At 47.1% G+C, this 18,997-nt stretch carries 14 protein-coding genes; 4 read left to right on the forward strand and 10 right to left on the reverse strand.

Annotation, left to right across the window (positions count from 1 at the left end):
* The 9 genes from GK108_RS30560 to GK108_RS30600 all read right to left on the reverse strand — a co-directional run.
* On the reverse strand, nt 1-658 hold a 658-nt coding region (locus GK108_RS30560), incomplete at its 3' end, for a hypothetical protein (RefSeq protein WP_163955400.1).
* A 351-nt stretch (nt 659-1,009) separates the two neighbouring features.
* Nucleotides 1,010-1,558, reverse strand: a complete 549-nt coding sequence (locus tag GK108_RS30565) for a uracil-DNA glycosylase family protein (protein ID WP_163955401.1) — start codon at nt 1,556-1,558, stop codon at nt 1,010-1,012.
* A gap of 304 nt (nt 1,559-1,862) precedes the next feature.
* Nucleotides 1,863-2,309: a hypothetical protein gene (locus tag GK108_RS30570; RefSeq protein WP_163955402.1), complete on the reverse strand. Its 447-nt coding sequence runs from the start codon at nt 2,307-2,309 to the stop codon at nt 1,863-1,865.
* A 349-nt stretch (nt 2,310-2,658) separates the two neighbouring features.
* The gene (locus tag GK108_RS30575; protein ID WP_163955403.1) at nt 2,659-2,997 is read right to left on the reverse strand and encodes a contact-dependent growth inhibition system immunity protein; all 339 of its coding nucleotides are present in this window, start codon (nt 2,995-2,997) and stop codon (nt 2,659-2,661) included.
* Nucleotides 2,998-3,357: 360 nt separating this feature from the next.
* The gene (locus GK108_RS30580) at nt 3,358-3,912 is read right to left on the reverse strand and encodes a DUF4145 domain-containing protein (protein ID WP_163955404.1); all 555 of its coding nucleotides are present in this window, start codon (nt 3,910-3,912) and stop codon (nt 3,358-3,360) included.
* A gap of 667 nt (nt 3,913-4,579) precedes the next feature.
* Nucleotides 4,580-5,743, reverse strand: coding sequence for an AraC family transcriptional regulator (locus tag GK108_RS30585; RefSeq protein WP_163955405.1), 1,164 nt, complete (start codon nt 5,741-5,743; stop codon nt 4,580-4,582).
* An 11-nt stretch (nt 5,744-5,754) separates the two neighbouring features.
* Nucleotides 5,755-6,990 (reverse strand): MFS transporter, encoded by a 1,236-nt coding sequence (locus GK108_RS30590; RefSeq protein WP_163955406.1) that lies wholly within the window; start codon nt 6,988-6,990, stop codon nt 5,755-5,757.
* 56 nt (nt 6,991-7,046) lie between these two features.
* Nucleotides 7,047-7,883, reverse strand: coding sequence for an ROK family protein (locus GK108_RS30595; RefSeq protein WP_163955407.1), 837 nt, complete (start codon nt 7,881-7,883; stop codon nt 7,047-7,049).
* Nucleotides 7,884-7,914: 31 nt separating this feature from the next.
* Nucleotides 7,915-10,491 (reverse strand): family 20 glycosylhydrolase, encoded by a 2,577-nt coding sequence (locus GK108_RS30600; protein ID WP_163955408.1) that lies wholly within the window; start codon nt 10,489-10,491, stop codon nt 7,915-7,917.
* A gap of 83 nt (nt 10,492-10,574) precedes the next feature.
* Between GK108_RS30600 and GK108_RS30605 the strand changes: the two genes are divergently transcribed.
* The 4 genes from GK108_RS30605 (at nt 10,575) to GK108_RS30620 (ending at nt 15,651) form a co-directional block, all read left to right on the forward strand.
* Entirely contained in the window at nt 10,575-11,672 is a 1,098-nt protein-coding gene (locus tag GK108_RS30605) for an acyltransferase family protein (protein WP_163955409.1), read from the forward strand.
* Between the two features lie 313 nt (nt 11,673-11,985).
* Complete coding sequence (locus GK108_RS30610; protein ID WP_163955410.1) at nt 11,986-13,446, forward strand: TlpA family protein disulfide reductase; 1,461 nt, start codon at nt 11,986-11,988, stop codon at nt 13,444-13,446.
* A gap of 274 nt (nt 13,447-13,720) precedes the next feature.
* Complete coding sequence (locus tag GK108_RS30615) at nt 13,721-14,872, forward strand: sensor histidine kinase (protein WP_163955411.1); 1,152 nt, start codon at nt 13,721-13,723, stop codon at nt 14,870-14,872.
* A complete protein-coding gene (locus GK108_RS30620; protein WP_163955412.1) occupies nt 14,869-15,651 on the forward strand; it encodes a LytR/AlgR family response regulator transcription factor in 783 nt (260 codons plus the stop codon). The genes GK108_RS30615 and GK108_RS30620 overlap by 4 nt, the downstream gene beginning before the upstream one ends.
* 464 nt (nt 15,652-16,115) lie before the next feature.
* On the opposite strand, the gene GK108_RS30625 is transcribed toward GK108_RS30620, so the two are convergent.
* Nucleotides 16,116-18,533 carry an ABC transporter permease gene (locus GK108_RS30625; RefSeq protein WP_163955413.1) on the reverse strand — a complete coding sequence of 806 codons (2,418 nt, stop codon included), beginning with the start codon at nt 18,531-18,533 and terminating at the stop codon, nt 16,116-16,118.
* Nucleotides 18,534-18,997 lie beyond the last annotated feature (464 nt).

Genomic DNA, 18,997 nt, shown 5'->3' on the forward strand with positions numbered 1-18,997 from the left:
GTTTTGCATTACAATTTGGACATTGATAATGACTGGAGTTTATCCTTGAACAAGGAATTTTTAAACCTTGCTTTTCAAAACATACTGGGCAATATAAACCAGCCTCACCTTCAAACTTGTACATTCCCCATTGTAAAGTAGGCTTAGGAATGCTAGAAGTTTCATTTGATGGGGTCTGCTTATCAACTTTAACAAGTTTATTTTTCCAGTTAGTTAATGCTCCGCTTATTGGTTTTGAAATAACCCAAGATGGGTCACTCATGTCAACGCTATGTAAAAAAGCATTACACGCACCTCTATCAAAAATGCCTCTTTTTACCTCTAAATGATGTATAACTAACATCGGATGGTTCAGGGAATGCGCTAATGCTCCTTCTATATGGTTCCATTCTGTCCCTAACCGCTGAATTGGTTTTATTTCTGTGTCTTTTATTTTTCCGCTTGTGATCTCAATTTGCGGAATACCTAAGATTATTGTCCCTTCGCACTGTTTCATAAGTTTGATAACTTCGTCCAGTGGTGATTCATTTGGATAATCAGAAACCCCAATAGTCCTTGTTGACAATGAATTACTTTCTAATAAATTATAAAAATTATCTACTCCTGCTTGAAATGTGACTGGTATCCAATTAGGCCTACTCACAAAAACGGATCTCATATATTGTTTTAATTTATACTCGTTTCTTAAGCTACTGAAAGCTTGTATAGATACCAAAATACTAAAAATCAGACTATGAAGTGTCAATAAGTACAGAACTTTCGCGCTGTCAACCGAAGATAGCAAAAAGAAGCCTAAACCTGCTTAACGAGCCGAGTGGCCTGTCGCACGCAAGCCCACAAACAAGCACTACTTTTTGGCAGAACACCCAACACCCACGGGGGTTGATGGCGGGCAGACCACTCGACTGAACACGGGTACGTTCACCGCCTTTACACCCCCGTTTTGTTGGGCTAATCGGCTTTGACTAACACAAGTTTATCCTGTCACACGAGACCCGCCCAGGCGGAGCTACCGGGCCATAAATTGCTGTTTGGCTACCTCAAATGCCTCAGTAGCCTCATGCTCTTTGTAATATCTGGGGGTAGCAGGGTGGGTCCAGTTGCAGGTAATGTACGAATTAGGTTCTGTGTCCCAATGCTTGACGTACCAATCCAAATGTCGGCCAAGATGTCGGCCCAACACCACAACGATGTCAGGTTTCAACCGCTCCACTACCTTTCTGAAGGCTTGGTTGGAGTTGGAAAACATCTCATTCGTTGGCCGCTTACGAGGGCCATCACCTACAATCACTTGGACATAATTGTAAAAAGCGACCTTGTCCCACAGTGTATGGGCGTTGTGATTGTCAAGTTGACTGTCGAGTGCTTTGGCAATTTTAGTGAAGAAGCGACGACGTTCGCCGGTTTCACGTTTCGCGTACCGCTGGACGACATAATTGGTAAAATCTTTCTGTTGGTCGCCCTCGCCAGCATAATGAGACTCGCCCAACACAAGAACTTTAGGCGATTGTGAATAGTAGTCTTTGCCCACATAAGGCTCAAAGCTGATCTCATACATATTGGTCAGAGATTCAAAAGTTGCTGGTATGTAAATGGAATCTACAAACGTTCTGTCTCGCGGGCTTACCCTGTCAACCACAACCCGCCCAAGCAAGTAAAAGACGTTGACTGACACGGGCTTATCTTGTCACACGAGACGCGGCACTCAAATTATACTATGGCACCACCCAACACCCCCGAGGGCTGATGGAGTGGCGGACAAGGTAACTGAACAAAAGCCGCTTTGGACCTTTACACCCTCGTTTGGTTGGGCTGCTGAGCTTCCTCATCGGCGCGCATCCTGTCGCCCACAACCTGCCTTACTATGCAGCGTAGGCCGTAAAATGACATTTGTATCCATTTTTTAGGCATAGTTCGAACACATTAATCAGTTTATCAAACTGCTCAACGTAGTATCGGCGTAAATTATCGTCACCTAATTTCTTCAACTTATCTGACTGACCTATGGCTACAGCCCTAAGCCCTTGATAGAATTTAAGCAATGGTACTAAGTCTACGTTTTTGTAATCTTTAAAAAATTCTGGGTTTTCATCCTTAGAGTAACCTCTCTCTATTAGATTCTGGTGGTTGGTATCCGGGGTATATTTTGTGAGGTCTGCTTTGTCAGTGAGTAGCCCTAACGTCACTAATTCATCTACATTACTTTTGTCGAGCACGTCTATGAAAACCTCATTGTAAAATCCATCTAATGTCAGTTCACCAATCTTTACATATGTGTTACGGAAATACAATTTAACTTTTAACTCCATGCAATTTTATTGATTTTTTAACTGTGAGAACTCAATTATTCACTTCCTTATCAAGGCATCTGCCCTGTCGCAAGTGACCTACCTAACGTGTCAAAGCCCATTTTTTGGGAGATTCTCATGTCAACCGCCAGCCGCCCAACGAGCCAAACAGCCTGCCTGTCGAGACGTGCTCACTGTCGCACAAAAGTCCACCACTACGTTATTAGCTGTTCGCGCACCCAACGACCTAGGGGGTTTATGGATGAGAACACTGCGTGCCTGAACACAAGCCGCTTGAACCTTTACACCCCCTGCCGGTTGGGCTGCAAAGCCTCCTCACCGGCGAGCATCCTGTCGCCCGAGACCTGACTTACAAAAAAAGCTCTTTTACAACTTTTTCGTTTTCCGCTTTTAGTTGCTCAAAGCGTTGAGCCAACTCTGGATGCTCTTGCCAAAACGTGAGCGGAAGCCCCGCGACACTGGCTAACAAGTCGCCTTCATATAAATCTCCCTCAGCCAAAATATTCTCCCAAAGAACATCCAGCGCCAAAGGCACCAAATAGACCAAACCAATTTGCTGACTTATCAACAGCCGAAGTTGCTCAACTGTCAGGTCTGAAAGTGGAATCTTTCGGTAGCTATAGCAAGATTCCACTAACCGAGATGGAAAAGCAATCTCAGTCCAGACATCATTTTCGAGTTGTTCCAACGTTAAATGCCTGCTCATTTTTGTCTGATTGGTCGATACGTGCCCTTTGTCAGCCGCAAGTGGCCTTACCTATAAATCTGACTGACCGGGGCGTTTGGTTTGTCAACGGGAGCCGCCCAATGAGCCCCAAAACAGCCTAGGGAGACGGCTCCCTTGTCGCACGAAAGCCGGAAATGCACTCACAGCTTTTTAGCACCACCCAACGATCATGAGGGCTGATGGAGAGCGAGTCACTTGACTGAACGCAAACCACCTACAACCTTTACACCCTCGTTTGGTTGGGCTGCCCATCTTCCCATGAGACGTGCATCCTGTCACCGGGGAGCTACCCCACGAAAAGCGAAAACAGAATCAACACGACTATTGCGCTTTTGGTCTGTTAATAGCTATCTGACGTAAAGAAGCTGCTTCCTTAATTTTACCAGGGCGAGTATAAAGTTGATAAGTTAAATCTTGTACTAATGATAACAATACTGTCGCTCTGTCAAGACCTACTTCGGGTAGATGAGGGTGAGCACCATCATGACCTGATAGCATTATCTGAATTGTAAGCTCTCTCCACTCTTCATCAAGACCTGTCGCAGTTATCATCTCATTTACTTGGTTTTTCACTTTGTCTGAAGCCCCTGCACCTAGATTCGTACAAATAGCTTGAATTGAACGTCGACATAAAGCTGCGAACCCATTATAAGCGTTGACAGAAAGACAGTCAATAGCTTCCTGTATTTCTTTTTTCACTTCATCAGGTACGTGGTCAAAATCAAAGGGCTCTTTTGAAATAAGAAGTACTTGTGGATAATTGACAGTAATCTGATCTCCACCATTATAATTGTATACATACCACTGAATTGGAATAGGCATTAAACACGCATCACATGAATAGCATAAGACAAAATATTCTATTTTGTCAGACATGATTTTTTGAACATCAGGCGAACTTGTTCGTGTGAACCTACTCGACTCTTTACAGTGCGGACAGATTCCACCGGGCCTTAAAGCAGCCCAATGATTAGGTGGTTCAATACCGTAAAACTTAAGCATAATCGGTTAAAACTAGATTTGTTAATCACATCCCATATAGTTCTGCAAAGCCACAAACACGAAAACGTTTACTTTGTCGCTCGTGACCTAGAAATGCAAGCTCAGGATTTCCTTCTGGCAACGTCTGTCCTGTCAGAAGAGAGGTCCTCATACATTGCAACCTGCCTAAATAGGGCATTTCTTATGTCGCCCGAAACACTGAAATGGAAGCAACTTTTTGGACTGCACCCAACATAATAAAGTACGCAATGTCGCGGAACTAAAAGTGGCTGATAATCAGCAAGAAGTAGTTCCGTGTTTTGCATATACTTATCTTTGTTAGACCCTTGCGAAATAAATCAATATTTGTAACTTTTTCAACTAAAAGTATTGAATTGACTAAGCGGTATATGCCGCTCTCAGTGTGCCGGATAGGGGACGTTTAAAGGCAATTATTGCCAGGCGTATTTTGCCTTCTACACCGTTTTAACAGATGTTAGGCCGATATGTACTAATGAACGATACGGCTGAGTTTTAGCATATCTACGTAGTAATCGATGGCTTACTTACCCGCCAGATATCGATGGCGGTATTCAAGGGGAGTGCAGCCTTTGATTTGTTTGAACTGACGGGCAATATTTTTCGTGTCGCTCATGCCTAAATCCATAGCAATTTCGAAAACAGTCAGGTCGGTTTCCAGGAGTTTCTGGGAGAATTTCTCCATCCGTAGATTCTGAATGTATTTGTAAACCGGATAGCCAACTACCTGCTGAAAACGCATTTCCAGCGAGCGTCTGGATAAGGGAACCTGTCTGACTACCTCATCGACCTGTAGGTTCTTGTCGATATTCTGGTGAATGAATTTCAGGCTGGAGGCAATATATTCATCGTGGGTGGCGTAAATATCCGTCGACTGGCGCGTAAACACCTGAGTGGGTTCAACAACGATATCGTAGAAATCCGTTAGTTCGTTACGTATCAGTTTGTCCAGTAGATGGGCTGCATCGTAGCCACCCTTTTCGGCATCCTGTATGATGCTCGACAGGGGAGGGTCCGATAATTCGCAAAGTGTTTCGTCGTTGTCGACGCCCAGCACGGCTACTTCTTCGGGAATACGAATACCGGAGTGCCGACAGGTTTCGGTAATATGCTGCCCCATGCGGTCGTCGCAGGTAAGAATGGCGATCGGCTTGGGTAACGACGACAACCATTTGCTCAGAGAACTGGGCTTGTAATACCAGAGATCACTCGAGCTGTATTCTTCGTGCTCAAAATAATGAACTGTGCAGCCCGAACGGGAAACTCGGTCATCGAATCCTTCGGCCCGTTCGCGCGACCAGACAATATGCTTGAATCCATAAAAGGCAAAATGTCGGAAACCTTTCCGCAGGAAGTAGTCGGCGGCCATCGCGCCCGTAGCCCGGTGGGCACCCGTAATGTTCGGAATCTCCGTAAAGCGCTCTTTAAAATCCTGAGCGATCACCGGAATGCCCGCCTGAACGATTTTTTCTACGCTGCTGTCGTTGTACAACTGTCCGATAATGCCGTCGGCTTCCCAATCCCGCGCCCAGTTCAGGATGCCATCAACGCCCAGCGTTTCCCGATGAAAAAGTGGCATCTGACAGAATACCCACGGACCATGCTCCCGTGCGTATTTTGAAATGCCCTTTAGCAGACTACGGCTATAGTCCTCGGCAAAGTCGATGAGCAGGATAATCTTGTGCATGGAAGGCTCAGTCAGTTCGTTAGCTTTATTGTGGCGTTGTTGACCAGCGGTTTGGCCCAGAGACCAATACTGAAAATATAGCCCAAAGTAATCAGCATAACCAGCATGGCAAAGCGGAGGCCGACCAGTTCTGCCAGACCACCAATAATCAGCGGAACCAGTGCTCCACCGACAATGCCGGTGCAAAGGATGCCAGAAAACGTACCATGATGGTGAGCTACCGAGTTAAGGCCCAGTGAGAAAATAATGGACCACATCACCGAGGCAAAAAAACCGGTGCCCGGTAACGCATAAAGTGCTACGTCTTTGGAGCCAAACAGGCCCATTAATAAACAGAGTATGGCGCCCAGCGTAAAAACCATCAATACACGTCGGCTATCGGCAAGCTTCAGCAGCACAAGCCCCAGTACGCAGCCAATGGTCATGAGGCCCCAGAAATACGAAACAACCGTAGCGCCAGTCGTGGTGGGGTCTATACCGTGGTAGAGTTGAAGGAAGGTGGAAATCCAGTTCGCAATGCCCTGTTCGGTACCTACATAGGCGAAGATACCGGCGAAAAAAAGCAATACGGTTCGGTTACGTAACAGATCGGTTAGCGCCCCGCCAAGCTCAATACGCTCGTCGTCTTTTAACGTAACGACCGGGAAACGAATGAAGCCAACGATGATGATCATCGCCAGTGTCGTAGCCGCAAAGACCCAGTATAGCGATACCCATTCGAAATGGATTGGCACGACCGCATTGAGCAGATCAACCAGAGGAGAGGAAGTGCTGGTATGGATCGTTTGGGTAAAATAGCTGTACAGTAGCGGGCTAAGAAACGAAGCGGCTCCCGAAAAAAGCTGGGCCAGTACGGAGTTGAAGGCGAAATGCTCCTCTCCACCGGCTACGCGCAACAGGGGATTGATGGCAACCTGTAGCATAGCCATGCCGACACCTATCGAAAAAAGGGAGATAAGGGCAACTGTAAACGTCGGAAAGAGTGCAAAGCATAGTGAGCCCGCAAAAGCCAGCAAAAAGGCCCCGATCAGCACTGGCTTTTCGCGGAATTTCTCCACGAGCAGGCCCGATGGAATCGACGTACTGTAGGCTACAAAAAAAGCAAACGGTAGAAATCCCGCCAGACCGATACTTAACTGAAAGCTCTTAACCAGATCCGGGATAATGGGTCCCAGAATATTGGTCAGGAACGAAATGAAGAAAAAGATGAGCATAATCAGCCCAACAATCAATACGTTACGTTTCATGAGTTGGTGAATGATCGGGACCCGGCGGATCAATGAATAAAGAACAGAGTACTCAGTTAAACCAGTTGACGAACCAACGCGGCCGCACCCAATAAAGCAATATTTTCATTTTGCGACTGGAAAATTTTGAGTCGACGTAACGTAACGGGGTAGGCGAAATCGGCCATATTGTCCAGCATGGCTGCTTTGAAGAATGGATACGCCTTGGCAATAGAACCGCCCAGAACGATCACGTCTGGATCATAGGTGTACAACACCACCTTGACCGCATGACCAAAATGCCGACCAAATTCGTTCCAGAGCGCCAGTGCATGGGCGTTCCCATCCCGGGCCTGCTGGTGAGCATCAAAAGCCGACGTATGGTGAATCAGACGGAAAAAGTCGGTGGCGGCATAGGACTCGATGTTTTTGTCGAGATAGGGTAGTAGACCGATTTCGCCCGCGCCACAGTTGCTGCCTACGTAGAGCTGATTATCCGCAATGATCCCCGCTCCAAGGCCCGTGCCGATGGCTAGGCCGACCAGCGAACTGTATCCCTGCCCCATACCAAAGAGGTGCTCGCCGAGAGCAAAACAGTTTACGTCGTTATTAATAAAAACAGGTACGTTGAACTCGGCTTCCAGAATGTCACGTAGCCCCACTTCCTCCCAGGAGGGGATGTTGGCTACGTTGTAGACGATACCCTGTTCGATATCGACAACGGAAGGAACACCAATGCCAATGCCGCTTACGGTATGGTCAACCAGGGACCGAATCAGGGCTATGACCTGCGATAACGTAGAAGAAAGCGATTCTTTATCGTGCAGTGCGTGGCTTTTCTGATGAACAATAACCCCATTATCTACCACTCCAACCCGCACATTTGTGCCTCCTAAATCAACTCCGATTGTCATATTGAAAAGCAATTTGGATAGTTAGCCTCGGTTATAAAGCTATAGTCGTTGACCGGCTAGAGCGTCCCGATGCGTCGAAACTTTTTAATTTTACTGTACCTGATACCCGAACCGGGCTTTTATATAGAGCCGACTGGCTGGTTGGTTCCGAACCGTCAGTGGTATAACGAATCAATAGGCCGGGCAAAGCAACGTTGGCTACTAAAGATCCTTTTTCGATGGTTGCACCTGGTGACGGAAGCCGATAGTGGTAGCCGCCATTCAGCCGGGCTAGCCGGGGCAATTCTTTCTGCGCTAACGTATTGGCAAATACGTTCCAGCCCGCCCGCATCGATTGATCACGAGCCTGCTTATTCTCGATCGTTTCCCAGGGACGTTGCGCGGCCCAGGCACTTTCCGAAAAACCCAGGAGTTTAGGCAGCATATAATACTCGGCCATCTCGCGTCCTTTTACCGTTTCGCTCCAGAGCTGGGATTCCACACCGCGAATATTTTTACGGGCTTCGGGTTTCATACGTTCCAAACCAGCAAAATTCAGGGATTTACCCATTGATGTGGTGAAGGTTGTCTTGAACATATCGAACGGTGCAAAGGCCCAGTTATGCCAGGTGTCGACGTAGCCCGCCCAATATAACCCCGGCTCCAGTGGATCATTGTTGTACGCCAGATCGAAGTAAAAATTCGATACGTTGCAGAGAATCACCGGATAGCCTGCATTGGCGAGCCGGTTGCCCAGGTCAAGATCAAAGAGGTTATTCCATACGTAAGGCACAACCTTGCGGCCCACAAACTCTGGATTAGGAACGTATTTACCATCCTTGGTTTTGTTGAGCGCGACTTCTTCCCAGCCATGAATTTCCAGATTCCGCTTCTCGAGTCGTTGAACCAGCTTTCGGAAGAAGTAAGTTTGCAGATTTTTGGGGTCTTTGATGGATGGATTTTCGTTCAGTAGTTTGGCGGCTATGGGCGATTGGGTCCAGGCTCCTTCGGCCACTTCATCGCCACCGGCATGCATGACATCCATTGGCAATCCGGCTGCCTGATACATTTTCGCGATCTCGTCGACTACTTTCTCATAAAAATGATACGTTGATTCCCGACCAACGCCGACCACATTATCGGTATACCCCTGCGCCGACTGGTACACCGATTTATCGTCGGGATCAATAAGTCGGTATTCGTTCGCTTCTTTTTCTTTGCCTTCTTTCATCAGGCGCGCATACCGGGCTTCCATCGCTTTGATAGCTGCTCGCGCATGACCGGGGAAGTTTAACTCAGGAATAACCTTGATATGGCGTTCTTTGGCGTATTTCAGGATCTCGATAAAATCGGCTTTGGTATAATAGCCGCTGCCATATTTGCCTTCGTCATACGCTTTCGGCCCCGATCCATAAGCCGGGTGAAGAACAGGTGTTTCTTTACCGGATGTGTGTTCACGTTGGGCGCCGACTTTGGTTAGCTCGGGCAAGCCGTCGATTTCGAGTCGCCAGCCTTCATCTTCTGTCGTGTAGAACAGAAAATGATTGACTTTATACGTAGCGAGCAGATCGAGCGTCCGAAGAATGGTTTCTTTCGTCTGAAAATTGCGGCTTACGTCGAAATGCAATCCCCGGAAGGCAAAGCGGGGGGCATCGTCAATCCGCACGAAAGGGAACGTAACAGTACTGCCTGGCTGATGGCTAACCGGAGCCAGGGCCAGTAAACTCTGAATACCGTAAAATACGCCAGCCGGATCACTGCCCGTTATTATTACGCCCTGATTATCAATTGTTAATTGATAGGCTTCGCTGGTCGTTCCGTTGATCGATACGTTGCCAAGTTGTAACGTAATGCTTTTTTTCGAAGTACCACTTGTTTGTATGGGGAAATTGCTGGCGGTCAGCGAATGGAGTTTCTGGCCCAGATAACGGGCTTCGTTGTCGAGCCCTTTAGGCGCAATGATGGGTGTGTTGTTCGTCAGAACAAACGTGCCTGACCCGGTTTTAATGCTAACAGGCGCTGGAATAATTTTCTGGAGCTGGCTGGCCGGTAGTAGCGAAACAGCCAGGTTGTTCCGGTAGATCGTCTCGGGCGTTTGTAATGGCATCTGATCGTCCTGGCCACGTAGCTGTTGCTCCCGACGCTCGAAGGGTTTGACGGTATAGTTGGCTACCTGGACGATCTGCTCTTCGTTGCCATCTTTGTCGTAGAAAACGAAATAGAGCCCCAGCGGAGCATCCGTAACCTTATTGACTGCTTCCGTGCCCTCGTAATCGATCGTAATTGCTGATCCGGGAGCCAGCTGAAAAATCGTATTGGGCGTCAGCTTATACCAGTCGCCGTTGATGTGATGGACGGTGGCGGGTTGCGGTTTTTTGGCCGGCAGAATGGGCCGGGGCGACATATTGAAAAATAGCGCCCAGTTCGTATTTGTGAGGGTGAGGTTGCTGGTATTGTGGAGGGTAAACTGCGCCTTGAACCCGGCCGGTACGTTCGTGAAATTGGTTACCAGCTCCCAGGAAACGGCTATCGTTTTTGCTGGGTCGGCAGTGCTGTTTTCGGTATGTCGACAACCTCCGGCAATAAGAACCGTGAGGGACAGAAAAAAAACGGAGAGACTAATTCGCATAAACGAGCCAGGTTAAGTAGCCTTTATAGTACGTAAATCCGTACTAAAGATACCATTCTGCGGAACAGTCTTTTTACATTTTGATGATCTACCCAGCCAGTCGACTCGTTTCTTTAGATGCCTTACGCGGGTTTACGATAGCGGCCATGATTGTCGCTAATTTTCCGGGCAGCGAACAGTACGTTTTTTTTACGTTGCGCCATACGAAATGGAATGGATTGTCTTTCACCGATTTAATTGCGCCTATATTCCTGTTTGTCGTTGGGGTATCCATCGCGTTGGCTTATGCTAGACCCCTGGCCGAACAGCAGCCAAAAGGAGTCTTGTATCGAAAGATTGTAGTCCGGTCGTTGAAGATTTTTGCAGTGGGTATGTTTCTAAATCTCATGCCCGATTTCGACATAACTTCCATTCGCTGGACGGGTACGTTGCACCGGATTGCTATTGTATTTCTGGTGTGTGCCAGTGTATATCTGAACACGACATGGAAGCAGCAAGCCTGGATCGGGGCTGTTACGTTGGTGGCCTATTGGCTGGCGATGACGCTGATACCAACTCCCGATTCCGGAAGCGTTATGCTGGAACCTGGTCAGAATCTGGCGGCCTGGCTGGATCGGCAATACCTGCCCGGACGGATGTGGCAGGGAACCTGGGACCCGGAAGGGATTCTCAGTACGTTTCCAGCCATCGTCACGGGGATTACGGGGATGCTGGCGGGTCAGTTGATGCTGACGGATAAACCACCCCTGGAGAAAGTGGCCTGCCTGATGACGGCAGGTCTTTTTGCGGCTATAGCAGGCTATTTCTGGGGATTAGTATTTCCACTCAACGAGAACTTGTGGACTAGCTCGTTTGTGCTCGTTACGTCGGGTTTTGCCACCATGTTATTGGGTGCCCTGTATTTTCTGGTCGACATTTCGGGCTATATCGACGGCACGAAACCTGGCATCCTGTTTGGCGCTAACGCTATTACGGTATACGTCCTGGCCGATGTGTTTGCGTTGCTGTTCTATCGGTTCAACATCGGCGGTAAATCTCTCAATGAGTGGGGCGTCAATACGTTGATACAGGTTGGTTTTTTGCCAGAGCTGGCCAGTTTGCTTTATGCCTTGTTTTTTGTCGGCATTAATTTTATCCCAGCATACGTGCTATATCGGAAGCGGATTTTTGTGAAGTTATGAGGGTATTTTTTCGATCAATCAACTCCGGTACATCAGGGTAGTTCTGCGTAATGGGACGGGGCAGCCCGAGCGGATAAGTCACGGTCGGCTACTGCCGTCGTTTGCTTAAAGCAGAGCAAACAAGTATCGCACGAATAGAGCGATTTGGGATACATACTAACTCTAATACGATTCGCATCCTATAATTTGGAGTAATAAATTTATGGAATACATCGCCTTTAATCATCATTACCTGGATAGCTAAAGGGTTGGTGTTAATTAATTTATCACTTTACCTTCTGCTATCAGTTACTTCGCTTAATCTGAAGCCAGAATGAAATCATTACCGACGGTTTTTATGGTCATTTTTAGTTTGACCATCTGTTTGGCTCAGTCTAAAGAAGCATTGCTTCCCAAATTGGATCTAACAGGGGAGCTTACTGTACACATTAAGTCAGTGCCACAAGCCCAAACCCTTCCCGTGAAGTTCGCTACTTATCACAGCTTTCCGGGGTATGATGTCAATCACGTTAAAGATTCCATATCAGTTAACCGAAACGAGATTTATCTAAATAGCCCGTCCAGAACGGTAGGCCAATCGTTCCTCACGATTGCTGATTCCACGTATCGGATCGTGGGGGCGCCTGGAGATACCATTCATCTACGCATCTTAGCGAAACCAGGTCAGAACCCGAATCAACCATTGATCGCCTTCGAGGGTAAAAACAAAGCCGTTCAACAGTATTATCAAGCCAAGACGCGACTGCTGGATGACCCCCTGCAAGCTGGCATGGATGAAGGAATGCGGGCTGCCAATCTCGAGCCTTTTCAGAAAATGATGGATGAAACCTACCAGAAACAGGATCAGTTCTGGATGGAGTATCAGACGCAGCACACCTTACCCGATTGGTTCAAAACCTACGAAACAAACGCACTGACTTATTCAGATGCCTGGCTTCGGTTGTATATGGTTTGGTACCAGACCGAGTATCAACAGAAAAAGCAGGTGATTCCTACTTCTTATTACGCGTTTAAAAGCCGAATCAAGGTGAAGAACCTAGCAGCGTTGTACCACTATGACTATCTGCGATTTTTGCGGGAACAACTCTTCTGGGAATTACGCCAATCCAAACAAGCCGTTTCAACGCAAGCCCTGATCGACCACGCCAAAAAGGAATTGGGGCAAAGTGCGGGTTCTTTTTTTGAAATCTGGGAATTGAGCGGCTCAGTAGATAATCCAAACTGGATTGAGACAAACTTTAAAAAACAATTTCCTTCTCAGTTTCACTACTTGGTTGATTATATCAAACAACGTGCCCATAGCAATGTGAAGCTACTGCAGTCGGGCGATAAAGCCCCCAATTTCGCGCTGGTCGATGCGAATGATTCACTCATCACGCTCAGTCAGTACAAAGGTCAGGTGGTTTACCTAAGTTTCTGGTTCACGACCTGTGGAGGCTGCATTCAGGAAATGCCTTACGAGAACAAACTGGTTGAGCAGTTTAAGGGTAAACCCGTCAAAATTGTTAGTATCTGTATTGGCACGCCAGGAGCGGCCGATGCGCAACAAGTGCCCAAGTGGAAAGCGGCCTCGAAACGGTTTGGCCTAAGAACCGTTGATCTGTATGCTAACCGTGCCTGGACAAAAACGTTAAGTGAAAAATACATTGTGAGCACGTATCCTCATTATGTGCTGATTGGAGCCGACGGAACTATTATCGAAAACTTCGCCGAGCGTCCCAGCCAAGGCATTGCCGCGAAAATAGAACGGGCTTTAACCGCTGGGAATAACTAACCATTGGCGTCTGCTGCTGAGTAAACTTCATCCGAGGCAGGCCAGGGTAAAACTGATCCACCATAAAAGGCCCGAATTATGGAGCAGATAAAGGAACGCTGCTACGTGTCATCGAAGAGCATTTCTATTGAGTGGTTCTAAATTCATGATGCCTGATTACCTCCATCATGAATCATATATAGCCTATATTTAGCATGAGTAATCTGCTCCAATCTGTTTAAACATTAACTTGAGTCATTGACGGGGCAAGTCGACATAACGGTGGCCTACTCATATGGAACCAGCTAAACCGCTTAACCTGACCCTTTCTCAGAAACTCCAGCTGGCAGCCGGCGTGTTTGCCATCTATTGGCCACTCCGCTTCTTTATCAATCTGGAGTCATTGAACTGGCAAAAATTTAGCCCGTTTATTATCTGGATATGGCTCTCTGAAATTCCCATAACCATTACCCTATTCACCGGTTGGTTAAGTCTAACTGAGTGGATAGAAAATCGCCTATATCATTACCAGGGGCGACGTTTTGGGCATCATAGTAAACTAGCCCTCCGACTGACCACCTTGCTAATTGCCGGTATGCTTTCGGTTGGCTTTGACTGGGCGTTCTTCGGCTTTCTTCATCAGGCCCGTGTTGCCTTCGATAAGACCGAGAGGCTAGGGGATGCCCACTTCTTGCCAAAGGCCCAGCTGGTAACCAGCCAAAATCCGACTAGAGCTGAGGGACAACGAAAGCGTAAGGCAACCACCGCCCTAACGATTATGGCTCTACTGATGGGCTACTATCTGGCAGCCAACCGGCGCGGGGACAAAGTTGTTGCCCAACTCCAGCTAAATGCCGAGCAATTAAAACGAGAAGCTTATCAGGCTCAATTTGATGCCTTAAAGAATCAGGTCAATCCTCATTTTCTATTCAATAGCCTGAGTATTCTTTCCTCACTGGTGGAGGTCAACCCTAAATTGTCGATTCAGTTTATCAATCAACTTGCCAAAGCGTATCGCTACATTCTCGAGCAGCGGGATTCTCAGCGAGTTAACCTGAAAACAGAACTGAATTTTCTGGAGGTCTACTGTTTCTTGTTAATGATTCGATTTGATGATAAACTGCAATTAGAAAATGCCATTTCTCCTTCAGAAGCCATCCACTTTAGCATTGCTCCCTTGACCTTGCAATTATTGGTGGAGAATGCCGTTAAACATAATCAGATGTCGCGCAAGCGGCCACTGATCGTAACGCTTCGTATTGACCGGGATTATCTGGTCATCAGTAATCCGATTCAGCCAAGGTTACCTGATGACACCTTGAGCCGAAACTCGACTGGACTTGGGCTGACCAACATTACCAATCGCTACCGATTACTCACGGATCGGCCCGTACTGGTGACTCCGCACGATTCTATTTTTGTCGTCCGTATTCCTCTCCTGTCATGAAAGTCGTCATTATTGAAGATGAATCCCTGTCAGCTCAACGGCTGGAAACGTTATTAAGGGCGTATGATTCCACCTTGGAGTTAATGGGTGTACTAGCTTCGGTAACCGAAGCAATTGATTGGTTCAGTCAGCAACCATTGACTAACCAACCGGATATAGTCTTCATGGACATTCATTTGGAAGACGGCAGTGCCTTTGGTATCATTGAAGAAACCAATCTAAAGCTCCCTATCATCTTCACAACGGCCTACGATACGTATGCCATTCAAGCCTTTAAGGCCAATAGCATCGACTACTTACTCAAACCCATTGATGAGCGTGAACTAGCTGTGGCGCTTACTAAGTTTAAATGGACCCAGCAATATCGCTCCCTTAGTCAGGCCGTTCCAGCACAAGGGCGGACTCTGTTGAACTGGCAGGAACCAGTTGGGCAACCATCCTACAAGGACCGGTTTATGGTGACGATCGGTACTAAGATAAAGAGCATTGGGGTGGAGCAGATCGCTTACTTTTATTATGAAGAGCGAACCACGTATTTAACTACCCAAGAGGGCCAGACAATGGTGGTTGAATATAGCCTAGATAAAGTCACTGGCCTGCTAAATCCTCATCAGTTCTTCCGGGTAAATCGGGCTTACTTGGTCAGTTTGTCGGCCATTCAAGCGATTCATACCTATTCTGGCAGTAAGTTGAAGCTTACCCTACAGCCACTTCAACGGCAGGACGTATTCGTTAGCCCTGATCGGTTGAACGACTTCAAGAAATGGCTGGGTAAATAAGAGGGACTGGCAGATCGTATTCGAACATAAAAAATAGACGTTCGACCCTCAAATATCAGGATTAGATCCAACAGATTTGGCTTGAGAATCAATTGCATCGAAATTAGGCAGGCTGATTTACTAAAAAGTGTGCTCTCATAGCTTATCCCTATCGACTTCATAAGACCTTTTAGGGCCTTAACTAGCATAGTAGCGCGCATTGGTTGGTGCCTAGATTCCCAAGCGCGTAAATTTTTTGATTAAGAGATAGGATTAAGCAGTCTGGCTTTGCTGGACTGCTTTCTTGTAAATGTCGCAACGCCAATTAAGCCTTTTCCTGTCGATTTTCTAATGAATCGCTTGAGCTAGAGTCTCTACACATTCAGGTTATAGCAAGTAGGTATATTGAGCGATTAAGTTATTGATCGGCTGCTGTGTATTGACGGGACTACCCACTTCATGCCAGCAGCCGATCAATAACTTAATCACTCCATACATTTAAGCGCTATAGCTGGATTCAGTAAAGCCGCTTTTCTGGATTCATAACCAACCGTCAGGGCAGTAATGAGAACGGTAGAGAGCAGCGTAACAGCGAAGATCCACCAGCCAAACGGAATGTGATAGACATACCCGCGCAGCCAGTTATTCATCAGAAACCAGCCTAGGGGGGCAGCCAGCAAAAAACCGATGACCAGTAGGCGGCTGAACTCCCGACCAAACAACCACAAAAGCTCATTTGGGCTGCCCCCTAATACTTTACGAATCCCAATTTCTTTGGTTTTTGCTTCGGCCATGAAAGCGACGAGTCCATAAAGACCCAGGCAGCCGAGCAGAATGGCAATCAGCGAAAACACTTCGGCCAGACCCAGTAGAATCCGTTCGGTGAGGTAAAACTGGTTCAGCAGATCATCCACAAAATCAGCTTTAAAAACCTGTTCCGGGAATAGCGTAGTCCAGTTGGTTTCAACTGCTTTTACGGTAGCAGGCAGATCGGCTGGATTCAGCTTGATTGCGATCATTCGGTTTTCACGGTAATAATTCAGCATAGTCGTTGGCGGAATGGCTTCGCGTAATTCGCTGGTATGGAAATCATTCACAACCCCAACAATGGTTTTGGTACTACCCCATAGCTGGAGTTGTTTGCCAACCACCTCACTCGGTGCGTGCAAACCCAACTGCTTGACCATCGTTACGTTGACTAGTGCTTCGCTGTTGGTTGTATCGTTGTTCAGAAAGTTTCGGCCAGCCAGGAGTTTGATACCAAAAAGCGGAACAAAATTTTTGTCGCCGACTTTAACGGTGGTTGGAAATTTCTCGGTTTCGGTATGTGTGTCGTAGGTAAAGGGAACTGGAATCCGGCGGTGCGAAGCAGGTGGTTCAGCGCAAAGCGAAATCTGCTCCACGCCGGCGAGTTGTCCCAACTGATTCCGTACTAGTTCCTGTTTTATGGCATTGCTTGTCGGGATGGGAACCATTAAAATTGCCACTTTCTGAAATCCTAGATTTGTTTGCTGCATATGCCGCACCTGGGCCATCATCACAATGACGCTGATGATGAACAGTTGGGTGATAAAAAACTGCGTGACTACTAAGCCGCGCCGTACGGACAGGCTGCCGACTTGCTTGGCCGTTAATTGTCCGTAACCAGCCCGCAAAGCTGCAACCGGGTTGAACCGAGCCAGAACCAGCGATGGATAGAAACCGGCTACTAAAATGACGCTGATGATCAAACTACCAAACCACACCAGCGCTCTGGGTTTAAAGACATCGAGGATTGACAGGTCGGTGTGAAGAACAGCCAGTGCCTGGTTCAGCAAAGGCAAGGCCAGTTGAGCAAGCAGTAAAGAAAAGATGATAGCCGCTACCGTAACGAGGGCCGTCTGTGTCATGAACTGTCCGATTAACTGCCGACGTGAGCTGCCCATCACTTTACGAACACCCACCTCTTTCGATCGTTTTAGTGCGTAGGCTGTCGTCAAATTGATGAAGTTGATACAGGCTGCCAGGATCAGAAAGACTCCGACGGCAATCAGGGCATACAGAATTGGCCGGGGGGCTCGTCCACCGTATTGCGGATTATGATTCAGATCGTCGAGCGTCAGCGCGTGAAACGTAAGCTTCTTAGCCTCCTGCGTGGTTAAATAATGCTGCCGGATTCCATTCAGACCATCGATGAGCCGGCCAACGGGTGTACCTTGGCGCAACGTAACAAAACAGACGGTTGACACGCTTTCCCAGTTCTGCATCGCCTGCTTCCCCTGATCGCCAGATAGTACGGGAATTGTCGCGTAGGAAATGAACCCATCGTAGTGCAGTTTTGTATTTGAGGGTAAATCTTTCACCAGCCCCGTAACGGTCAACTCTATCCGGTTATCAAGACGTAGCGTTTTCCCGATGGGATTTGCTGAGCCGAAATACTTTTGGGCATACTGTTGGGAGAGCACTACGGTACTGGGTGCAGATAAAGCCGTCTTTGGATTACCACTAATCCATTCCACATCGAATATGTCGAAAAATTGAGGCTCTGTAAAGCACAGATTACGTGACTCGTCAAATTTTTTAGTATAGCCCCCTTTGCCATCCGGTACGCTAATAATGTGTCCGAACATATTTTCAATCCGAACGACGCTCTGAACAAACGGAAATTTTTGCCGTAACACGTCGCCTAGCGGTCGGGGCGTAGCGTCGGTGGGAATGATGTTGTCCTGCCGAATGTCCGTAACGACCCAGTATGTTCGGTCTGCTTTCTCGTGGTAGCGATCGAAACTGAAGAGATAGCTTACCAGTAGAAAAATCACGATCCCACAAGCCAGGCCAATGGATAAGCCAACGATGCTAATGGTGCTGATCTTACGATTACGCCAGAGATTGCGCAGCGATATTTTGATATGATTTCTGAACATGGATGGACTGTTTAGCTACTGGTTAATACACCTGTAAATTTGTATGTATTTATAAGTTAAAGCTATATATAATATACTTATATATAAAAGATAAAATTTTGCTATTTTTTGCTTTCATAAATCAGTAATGATTCTATTCAATGTTTTTGAGGCAGATACTTTAACGCGACTCGTCTCAGTTGAGAGCAATTTTTGAGACGTAGTTGAAATGGCTATTCAAGGGTTCTTGTGGGTTTGTTCGCCTGCGAGAGGGGACACTTTGTGGAAATCAGGAGAAGGAATAGTAGGCTAACTTGTTAACTTTTCTGTTTAGAGAATGGACCTATCGGTGCTGCTCGATACGGTCACAGTATAGGGAAAATAGGTATAGCAAAGCTCTCCCACATCTTATACGTCACAAAGTTGGCTCTTGCCTTCCCATTGTTCAATAGGCTCTCGCTGCTCCTGTTGGTAGTATTGTTGGG

This window comes from Spirosoma terrae (genome assembly GCF_010435915.1).
GTDB lineage: Bacteria > Bacteroidota > Bacteroidia > Cytophagales > Spirosomataceae > Spirosoma > Spirosoma terrae.

What these genes read in the sequence shown, in the direction of transcription:
- GK108_RS30615 (WP_163955411.1), top strand. Translation starts at nt 13,721, where the DNA reads ATGGAACCAGCTAAACCGCTTAACCTGACCCTTTCTCAGAAACTCCAG.
- GK108_RS30590 (WP_163955406.1), bottom strand. Translation starts at nt 6,990, where the DNA reads ATGAAACGTAACGTATTGATTGTTGGGCTGATTATGCTCATCTTTTTC.
- GK108_RS30570 (WP_163955402.1), bottom strand. Translation starts at nt 2,309, where the DNA reads ATGGAGTTAAAAGTTAAATTGTATTTCCGTAACACATATGTAAAGATT.
- GK108_RS30610 (WP_163955410.1), top strand. Translation starts at nt 11,986, where the DNA reads ATGAAATCATTACCGACGGTTTTTATGGTCATTTTTAGTTTGACCATC.
- GK108_RS30565 (WP_163955401.1), bottom strand. Translation starts at nt 1,558, where the DNA reads ATGTATGAGATCAGCTTTGAGCCTTATGTGGGCAAAGACTACTATTCA.
- GK108_RS30585 (WP_163955405.1), bottom strand. Translation starts at nt 5,743, where the DNA reads ATGCACAAGATTATCCTGCTCATCGACTTTGCCGAGGACTATAGCCGT.
- GK108_RS30595 (WP_163955407.1), bottom strand. Translation starts at nt 7,883, where the DNA reads ATGACAATCGGAGTTGATTTAGGAGGCACAAATGTGCGGGTTGGAGTG.
- GK108_RS30600 (WP_163955408.1), bottom strand. Translation starts at nt 10,491, where the DNA reads ATGCGAATTAGTCTCTCCGTTTTTTTTCTGTCCCTCACGGTTCTTATT.
- GK108_RS30605 (WP_163955409.1), top strand. Translation starts at nt 10,575, where the DNA reads ATGATCTACCCAGCCAGTCGACTCGTTTCTTTAGATGCCTTACGCGGG.
- GK108_RS30580 (WP_163955404.1), bottom strand. Translation starts at nt 3,912, where the DNA reads ATGTCTGACAAAATAGAATATTTTGTCTTATGCTATTCATGTGATGCG.
- GK108_RS30625 (WP_163955413.1), bottom strand. Translation starts at nt 18,533, where the DNA reads ATGTTCAGAAATCATATCAAAATATCGCTGCGCAATCTCTGGCGTAAT.
- GK108_RS30620 (WP_163955412.1), top strand. Translation starts at nt 14,869, where the DNA reads ATGAAAGTCGTCATTATTGAAGATGAATCCCTGTCAGCTCAACGGCTG.